General features: G+C 75.8%; 6 protein-coding genes. 1 reads left to right on the plus strand and 5 read right to left on the minus strand.

What is annotated here, in order from left to right:
- Positions 1–119: 119 nt before the first annotated feature.
- Complete coding sequence (locus tag ABT106_RS29435; protein ID WP_351283385.1) at positions 120–1,004, minus strand: CAP domain-containing protein; 885 nt, start codon at positions 1,002–1,004, stop codon at positions 120–122.
- A gap of 266 nt (positions 1,005–1,270) precedes the next feature.
- Between ABT106_RS29435 and ABT106_RS29440 the strand changes: the two genes are divergently transcribed.
- The gene (locus ABT106_RS29440; RefSeq protein WP_351283388.1) at positions 1,271–2,662 is read left to right on the plus strand and encodes an FAD-dependent oxidoreductase; all 1,392 of its coding nucleotides are present in this window, start codon (positions 1,271–1,273) and stop codon (positions 2,660–2,662) included.
- Positions 2,663–2,718: 56 nt separating this feature from the next.
- On the opposite strand, the gene ABT106_RS29445 is transcribed toward ABT106_RS29440, so the two are convergent.
- From ABT106_RS29445 to ABT106_RS29460, 4 genes are all read right to left on the minus strand, one after another.
- Positions 2,719–4,854 carry an ATP-binding protein gene (locus tag ABT106_RS29445; RefSeq protein ID WP_351283390.1) on the minus strand — a complete coding sequence of 712 codons (2,136 nt, stop codon included), beginning with the start codon at positions 4,852–4,854 and terminating at the stop codon, positions 2,719–2,721.
- Between the two features lie 25 nt (positions 4,855–4,879).
- A complete protein-coding gene (locus tag ABT106_RS29450) occupies positions 4,880–5,521 on the minus strand; it encodes a Pvc16 family protein (protein ID WP_351283393.1) in 642 nt (213 codons plus the stop codon).
- A gap of 195 nt (positions 5,522–5,716) precedes the next feature.
- A complete protein-coding gene (locus ABT106_RS29455) occupies positions 5,717–6,385 on the minus strand; it encodes a helix-turn-helix transcriptional regulator (RefSeq protein ID WP_351283395.1) in 669 nt (222 codons plus the stop codon).
- Between the two features lie 183 nt (positions 6,386–6,568).
- Positions 6,569–8,621, minus strand: a 2,053-nt coding sequence (locus ABT106_RS29460; protein WP_351283398.1) for an ATP-binding protein, incomplete at its 5' end; no start/stop codon positions are given.

Below are 8,621 nucleotides of genomic sequence, written 5' to 3' on the forward strand. Positions count from 1 at the left end.
GGCCGGTCGGCGGACGGCGTGGGGGTTTCCGTCCGCCGGCCGGCCCGGGGGAGGGCACGGGCAGGGAGGCCCTGCCGAGGGGGGTGTCGGCAGGGGACCGGCAGGGGGCCGGAGCTCCGCTACTTCCCGGTGCCGAAGTTCTGCGTCCACCACGGGCCGCCGTCGCCCTTGTGGACGCCTATGCCGATCTCGCGGAAGTCACAGTTGAGGATGTTGGCCCGGTGTCCTGAGCTGTTCATCCAGGAGTTCATGACCGAGGCGGCGTCGGCCTGCCCGCGGGCGATGTTCTCGCCGAGGCGGGACCACTTGTAGCCGGCGGCCTCCACCCGGCTGGTCATCGTGGACCCGTCGGGACCGGTGTGCGACATGACGCCGCTTCGGGCCATGGTGTCGCTGTAGGCCCGCGCGGCCGCGCTCAGCTTCGCGTTGGCCGCGAGGGGGCCGCAGCCGGCCGCCGCCCGCTCCTTGTTGACCAGGGAGAGGACCGCGGACTCGGCGTCGCCGTTCACGGTGCCCGAACCGCCCGAACCACCGGATCCGCCGGAGGTGCCCGTACCGCCGGAGCCGCCCGTGCCGCCGCCCTTCGTGGGGGAGGGCTTGGGCGCCGGCTTGGCCGGCTTGGCGGCCGGCGACGTGGCCGGGGCGTTGTTCGCCTGGAGCGCGGGATCGGCGGGAGCGGCCGATCCCGTGGCGTCGGCGCCGGGCGTCGCGGACGGGCTGGCGCTCGCGCTCGGGGTCCCCGGGGCCGAGGCTTCGGGGGTGGCCGTCGGCGTCGCGTCGGCGGGGGCCACGGGCGGCGTCGCCGACGCGGTGCCGGACGCCGTACCGACCTGGCCGCCCGCCTGCCGGTCCGTGCGGTCCTCCCCGTCGGAGTCGGCCACGGCGACCCCGACCGCCACGACCGCCGCGGCGGCGGTGACGGACAGCACGATGCGGGTGCGCGCCGACTTCTTCCGGCGCGCCTCGACGCGGGACGGGGTACCAAGAGTTCGGCTGCGGCTCATGCAGGTAACACCTCACTGGAGAGGGGGAGGAGGGGAGTTGCCCCGAGCCTAGGGCGGTGACCAGCCAAAAGAGCTCCAGGGAGGGCTTCTTCAGGGTCCCTTAAGGAAGCCCGCAGGTTCGACACAGGGACGATCAGGGCATTGGCCCCAACTCGGTGCGCCTGTCCGCCCGTCCCCCGCCCGGACGCCGACGGGCGAGGCCGGCGCGCGACCGAAGATCGCCGATCGGTAGGCTCGGTCCGCAACACGACGCGAAGGGGTACTCGGTGGCGCGGGTTGCGGTGATCGGCGGGGGCATCAGCGGGCTGGGGACGGCGCTCATGCTCGGCAGGCGGGGCCACACGGTCACGTTGTTCGAGCAGGACGCCCGGCAGGCCGGCGACGATCTGGACCGGGACTTCTACCACTGGCACAGACCCCGGAGTCCGCAGGCCGTCCAGCCCCACTCGTTTCTCGCGCCCGTACGCACCGTGCTGCGCGCCGAGACCCCCGATGTCTACGCGGACCTGCTGGCACGCGGAGCCCGGGAGTACCACGACTTCGACTGGTTCGCCGAGCATCCGCCACACCGGGCGGGCGACGAGGACCTGGTGACCCTGCGCACCCGCCGGATCGTGCTGGAGGCCGCCTTGGCTGCGGCCCTGCACCGGGAGCGCTCCGTACAGGTCCTGAGGGGCCACCGGGTGCGCGCGCTCACCTTCGGGGAGCGGCGTCCGGTCCACGTCACCGGCGTGCGCGCGGGCGGGGAGACGCATCCGGCGGACCTCGTCGTCGATGCGTCCGGCCGGCGCTCACCGGTTCCCGCCTGGCTGGTCGCGGCCGGCTGCCGCCGGCCCGTGGTCGACAGCCACCGCGCCGGGATCGCCTATCTGTGCCGCTGGTACCGCCTGCGGACCGACGGCCCGCGCGACCCCGGGCGGGTGAAGACCGGCTCGGCGGCGCCGTTCGCGATCGCCGGTGTCTTCCCCTCCGACAACGACACCTTCGCGGTGAACCTGGTGCTCTCCACGGGCGATCCCACGCGCGGCGCACTCACCGACCCCGCCGTGTTCGAAGCCGCCGCCCGCCGCTTCCCCGCCACCGCGGCCTGGCTCGACCTCGACCCCGAGCCGCAGTCGGCCGTCCTGGCGATGGCCGGCCTGGACAACCTCTGGACCGGCCTCGCCGACGAAGACGGGCCCGTCGTCACCGGCCTGGTCAACGTCGGGGACAGCCTCATCCACACCAACCCCACCCTGGGACACGGAGCGGCCCTCGGCCTGCGCGCCGCCCAGTACCTCGCCACCCACGCCGACCGGATCGCCGCAGACCCCAGCGGCTACCACACCTGGACCGGCCAGGTCCTCCGCCCGTGGTTCGACGCGCAGGTGACGGCCGACCGCGCCAACGAGAGGCGCCTCGCCGAGCGTTCACCCCTCGCCGAGAGTTCATCCCTCTCCGATCGGAGGGCCGCCGCCCTGGGCGCCTGTGCCTTCGACGATCCGGTCGTGATGAGGGCCCGGGCCGAGGTGCGCCATCTCCTGCGCCCGGCCCACGAGGCATACGGCACCGTCGAAGTGGACCGTCACGTCACGGCCTGGCTGGACGCCCGCCCCGACTTCACACCCGCGCACGACGGCCCGACCCGGGATCAGTGGGACGCGCTCATCCCCGCCTGAGCGCTCGCAGGCGTCCACCGGTCGCGTCCTGATCCCGATGGCACGCCGCCCGGGCGCTACGGCGACCAGGCCCCGGTGCTGTCCGGCACGAGCCGTCCCGCCTTGACGTACTCCCGGCGGGCCCCGTCGCGCACGTCCTCGGCGGTCACCGGCCCGGCACCCCGTACCCGCGCCGCGTAGCACGCGGTCAGGGCGGCCGAGCGGATGGAGCCGCCGGCGAGTTCGAACTCCGCCGCGCAGCGGTCGAGTTCGGCCTCGATGCCGGGCTCGGTCGGCGCCCCGGCCAGCGCGCCGCGCCACAGGTTCGCGCGCAGTCCGGCGTCGGGGAACGGGAAGTCCACCACCAGGTCGAGCCTGCGGGTGAACGCCTCGTCCAGGTTGGACCGCAGGTTGGTGGTGAGGACGGCGATGCCGTCGAAGGACTCCAGCCGCTGCAACAGGTACGCGCTCTCCATGTTCGCGTACCGGTCGTTCGCGCCGCGGACCTGCGACCGTTTGCCGAAGACGGCGTCCGCCTCGTCGAACAGCAGGACTGCGTCGGTGCGGTCCGCCTCCACGAAGATCCGCTCCAGGTTCTTCTCGGTCTCCCCGACGTACTTGTCGACCACCGAGGAGAGGTCGACCACGTACAGGTCCAGGCCGAGTTCCCCCGCCACCACCTCCGCCGCGAGGGTCTTGCCGGTGCCGGACGGCCCGGCGAACAGGGCGGCGACCCCGCGCCCGCGCCCGCCGCCGGTCCGCAGCCGCCAGCCGCCGAGGACCTCGTCCCGGTGGCGGGCCCGCCCCACCAGCTCCACGAGCCGGGAGCGCGGCGCCTCCGGCAGCACGAGGTCGGCGAACCCGACGGCCGGCCGCACCTGCCGTGCGTGCCGTCCGAGCAGCGGTGCCGACAGTCTGCGCGCGCTGTGCCGGACGTGCCGCGCACCGAGCGCGACGCCCTCGAAGGCCGCGAGTTCCCGCGCGGCCCGGGCCACGGCCTCGATCTGTTCCCCGTCCAGCCGGTACGAGGCCACCGATTCCGCCATCTCACCGTCGAACCCCGGCAGTACGGCCCGCCAGCGGTCGACGGCCGTCCCGCCTCCGGAGCCGTCGCCGGCCGCCGCGGCTCCGGGCGCCGGCGCGTCCAGTGCCAGGAGGGAGACTCCCGCCGCCGCCCCGGACGCCCAGTCCGGGTCGTACGGCTCGGGGCCCGCGAACACCGAGGTGATGTCGGGTGCGGCGATCGAGGAGATCAGGCCCCCGGGATCGCCCGGCAGGGCGGTCACCACGACCGCCGTCCCGGCCCCGCGCAGCCGGGCCTCGCGCCTGAGCAGGGCGCCGATCGCGGGCTCCGGGGCCCCGGGCCCGGCCCGGTACAGCAGCACCGGGCGGCCCGCCGCCCGCAGCGCGGTCACCACGGACGCCGCCGCGGCCGCGCCGTGCCGCTCGCGCAGGTGGACGGTCACCGGCCGCCGCGACCGTGCGACCAGTACCGCCGTGGCCGAGCCACCGGTCACGCTCGCCGCACCGGCCATGCCGGCGGCACCGGCCATGCCAGCCGCACCCGTCACGCCGGTCACGCCTGCCGAGCCCGCCGCGTCCGCCGGACGCGGGGCGGGCGGCAGCAGGGTGACCCCCGCCCGGCACAGTGCCTCGTCGAGGCTGTCCTCCCCGAGCAGATGGGCCACGACGCGCTCCGGAACCCGCAGCGCCCGCCCCGGCAGCGGCCGGTCCTCGTCCTCCAGCCCGAGCAGCCCGCCCGCGATCAGGGGCGCGGCCGCGTGGAACCGCCCGCGCGCCCGCGGCAGGTGGGGGCCGCTTCCGGCCAGTTCGAGGGCGAGGGCGACCGAGGCCCGGCGGCGCCCGACGTCGTCGTTCAGGTAGCCGTACAGCGGCTCGAAGCGCCGGTCCACGTCCGGAGCCACCGCCGCCAGCAGGATCCGCAGATCGAGCGCCGACAGCCCGAAGCCCCTGACGAGGGCGGACAGCCGTTCCGCACCGGCCTCTCCGGAGTCCCGACCGGCCTCTCCGGGTTCCGGTCCGGTCTCCGCCACGGCCTCCCCGTCCGGGGCCCGCTCCGGCCCGTCGCCCGAGCCCGCGCGCAGCGCGGACTCCCGGGACACGTACAGGCCGCGCAGCGGATCGTGCGCCGCCGGATCGTCGGCCGAGCGCCGCTCGACCAGCTCCGCCGCCACCGCGCGCAGCGCAGCCAACCTCCTCAGCAAGGCCCGCGCCGACTCACTCACCGGTCTTCCTCCCGGTCCGCGCGGTACGGAGCATCCGCGGCCGCGCGTCGGCCGGTACGCCGGACGCCCCGCGGACGGTGACCACCGCGCCTTCGGTGACCGGGGGCCCCACCGGGTAGACCGGCGTCACCGGGAACGGGGTGGTGATCACGACGTCGAGCGACGGCTTCAGCTCCCCTCCCAGCGCCGACCAGATGTCGGCCAGTGAGCGCGACCCGGCGGGCGGGACGCCCACCGTGAGGGCGATGGCGGCCCGGTGCGTCCGCAGCGAGTGCGGGACGTCCTCCTCGGGCAGTACCTCGTACGGCAGCAGCGCCGCGAGCGCCCCGGCGAGCATCCGGTGCTCGTCCTCGGGGCGCGCGGTCCAGGCGGTGAGCAGGTACGAGAGACGGAACCAGCGCGGCGGCTGGCGCCGTCGAAGGACGGTCCCGTCCTCGCCCCGCTCCGCGTAGGCCCCGCGCTCGCGACGGGCCACGTCCTCGCGGATGTCGTACAAGTAGGCGTTGATCGTGGGGGTGTTGCGCCGCGCCGCCCATTCCCGGGTGGGGGCTTCGAGGGCGATCTCGCCCGCCCCCTCCGGCAGGGCGCCGCGGCGCAGGAGGCCGCGGAGCGCCTCGTCGATCTCGTGGATCATGTGATGTGGTGTCCTCGGTACGGCCGGAGCCGGCAGGGGCCCGGTGGAGGGCCGGTGGAGGGCCGACAGGTGGCCGGCGGAACACGGGGAACGGCAGGCGACCGCCGCCGCGCGCGACGGCCGTGCCGGTCGCGCGGCACGCGGGACCGCGGCGCGCGCGGTCGGGTGCGCGGCGCGGTCGGGTGCGCGGGCGGATCAGATGTAGCCCTCGCGCAGCGCGTAGGCCACGGCGTGGGCGCGGTTGGTGAGCCGCAGCCGGGTCATCAGGGCGTGCAGGATGTTCTTGACGGTCCGTTCGGAATAGGCGAGCTTCTCCGAGATCTGCCGGGTGTCCAGGCCCTCGGCGATCAGCCGCAGCACGTCCGTCTCGCGCGGCGCCATCCCGAACAGCGGTCCGCCGCCCACCCCGGAGCAGGCCGCCGCGGACTCCGACCGGCGCAGCCGGCCGACCTGGCCCAGCACCCGGCTGATCAGGTCGGGCGGCAGCACCCCCTCCCCGTCCGCCGCCTGCAGTACCGCCTTCACCAGGCTGTCCCCGGTGGCCTGATGGCGCCAGACGATGGCCCGTACGCCGTACTCCACGACGGTGAGGAGATCCGGCTCGCGCAGCTCGCGGGCGATCAGCACCACCCGCTGCTCCCCGCCGCGCAGCACCCGGCGCAGCTCGGCGGCCGACTGCTCGTCGATCCGGTCCACCAGCACGACCGCCACCGTCGCGGCGGGTACGAGACCGTCCCGCTCCCGGGACCGCGACTGGACCTCCACGCTCGGACTGTGCTTCAGATGGCTCACGACCCCGGCCCGGCTGAGCGGATCGGTGGCGTGGATCGTGACGGTGATGCGGTCGGTCGTCGTCGCCTGCATGCGTGTACTCCCTTTCCCCCCGTGCGGTCTTGCTCGGCACACGGTGGCGGAGGGCGATCAACAGCGCGTGGGTGAACGATGGACGGGAGCCGGGACCCGCCCGGGGACGGCACCGGCGAGGCGGCACCGGCGACGGCACCGGGGCAGTGGCCGGGCGGCCCCGGCCCCGGCCCCGGCCCCGGCCTACAAGGTGTCCAGCACGGCGCGCGCCTGCGCCGCCTCGGGCGGCCGCATCGGTTCGAGGAGTTCGACGGCCCGCGTCAGGAACTCCCGGGCCCGGTCCTTCTCGCCGAGGGCCGCGAGCGCCGTGCCGAGCAGCCGCAGGGCGCGGGCCTCCGCGAACAACCACCCTTTGACACGGGCCAGTTCCAGGACCCGTTGGCCGGTCGCCACCGCGTCACCGGCCCGCCCCGCCGCCAGGTGGCAGGCGGTTTCCTCGCCCAGGTGGAAGACCTCGAAGGTGGAGTACCCGTGCCGCGCGGCCAGTTTCGCGCCTTCGCGGAGCCCCTCGATCGCCTCGTCGGGGCGCCCCCGCAGCCGGGCGACGGTGCCGAGCGCGTACAGGGCGTAGATCTGCCGGAAGGGGTCGCCCGCGGCCCGCGCGGAGCCGAGCCCCAGGCGGGCGGCCCGCGCCGCCTCGTCCAGTCTCCCGGCGGCGGCCAGGGTGACGGAGTGGCAGGTGCGCGCGTTTCCCGCGCCCCACGTGTTGCCGCACCGCTCGCCGGTTTCGACGGCCCGGCCCGACAGCTCCAGGGCCCGGTCGTACGCGCCCCGGCCGAGCCACACCAGCCCCTGACAGTTGAGGATCTCCGTCAGGACCGCCGGGTCCCCGGAACCGCGCGCGTCGGCCTCGGCGTCCAGAAGGACCGCCTCGGCCGCGTCCAGCTGCGCGAGCTGGTAGAGCGCCCCGCCCAGCATGTAGCCCAGGCGGCCCGCGGCCCGGGTCTGCGACCGCTCGCGCGCCAGCCGCAGCATCAGACGGGCCGGTTCCACCAGCGCGCCCCAGAGGAAGGAGCCGTCGAGCACCGGGTCCAGGGCGAGGACGAGGTCGGCCACGAGCGCCACGGACGACGGATCGGCCCGGACGGTCTGCACCGCGACCGCCAGCACGGACTGGTGCTGCGCGGTGAACAGCCGGTGGCCCTGACCGGGAGCGGAGACCGCCGTGCCGGGCGAGCGCGTCGCGGTGAGCAGTCCGGCCAGCGGATGGCCGGGGCGCTCGACGGCGTACGCGTTGCGGGCCGACGCCAGGAAGTGGTCGCAGAGCCGGACCAGCGCCGCCGCCTGCGCCCCGGGACCGTCCTCTTCCGCGGACCGGGCCCGGGCGAAGGCCCGCAGCAGGTCGTGGTAGCGGTACCGGCCCGGAGCCGGGGACTCCAGCAGCCCGAGGCCGGTCATCCGCTCCAGGCACTCCTCGGCCCGCTCGTACGGAAGACCGGTCAGGGCCGCCGCGTCGGCGGCTTCCGCGTTTTCCTGGTCGGGCAGGGCCAGCGACCGGAACAGCCGGGCCTCGTCGGCGTCCAGCAGCTCGTAGCTCAGCCGGAAGCAGGCCTCCACCCCGTCCTCTCCGGCCGCCGTCGCGGAGAACGGGGAGCGCCGCCCCTCCAGCAGGCCGAGGAACGCGGCGAGCGACCAGCCCGGCCGGGTCGCCAGCCGGGATCCGGCGATCCGCAGCGCCAGCGGGAGCCCGCCGCACAGCTCGGCCATGGCGGCGGCTTCGGCCGGTTCCGCCGCGATCCGGGCATCGCCGAGGATCCGGCCGAGCAGGGTCACGGCGTCGGCGGACGACAGCACGTCGAGCCGGATGCGCAGGGCGGCCGGGAGTTCCGGCAGGGTGCTGCGGCTGGTCACCAGGACGGCGCAGGCGGACGACCCGGGCAGCAGTGGCTCGATCTGCCCGATGTCCCGGGCATCGTCCAGGACGAGCAGCACCCGCCGGCCCGCCAGCCGGGACCGGTACAGGGCCGCGCGTTCCTCGGCGCCCTCCGGAATGGCGGAGTCCAGGACCCCGAGGGCGCGCAGGAAGGCGGCGAGCACGCTTCCGGGGTGGGCCGGATCCTCCCGTACGCCCCGGAGGTTGGCGTAGAGCTGCCCATCCGGGAAGTGCTCGCGCAGCCGGTGGGCGGCGTGCAGGGCCAGGGCGGTCTTGCCGACGCCGCCGATCCCGCCGACGGCGGAGATCACCACCGCCTCGGCGCCGTCCGGGCGCAGGGTGCGCAGGAGGTCCGCCGCGTCC

The organism is Streptomyces sp. NPDC002044, assembly GCF_040296725.1.
In the GTDB taxonomy this organism is placed as follows: Bacteria; Actinomycetota; Actinomycetes; order Streptomycetales; family Streptomycetaceae; genus Streptomyces; species Streptomyces antarcticus.

Excerpts from the sequence above, each read along its gene's own strand:
- ABT106_RS29450 (WP_351283393.1), bottom strand. The coding sequence starts at position 5,521 with ATGATCCACGAGATCGACGAGGCGCTCCGCGGCCTCCTGCGCCGCGGC.
- ABT106_RS29455 (WP_351283395.1), bottom strand. The coding sequence starts at position 6,385 with ATGCAGGCGACGACGACCGACCGCATCACCGTCACGATCCACGCCACC.
- ABT106_RS29435 (WP_351283385.1), bottom strand. The coding sequence starts at position 1,004 with ATGAGCCGCAGCCGAACTCTTGGTACCCCGTCCCGCGTCGAGGCGCGC.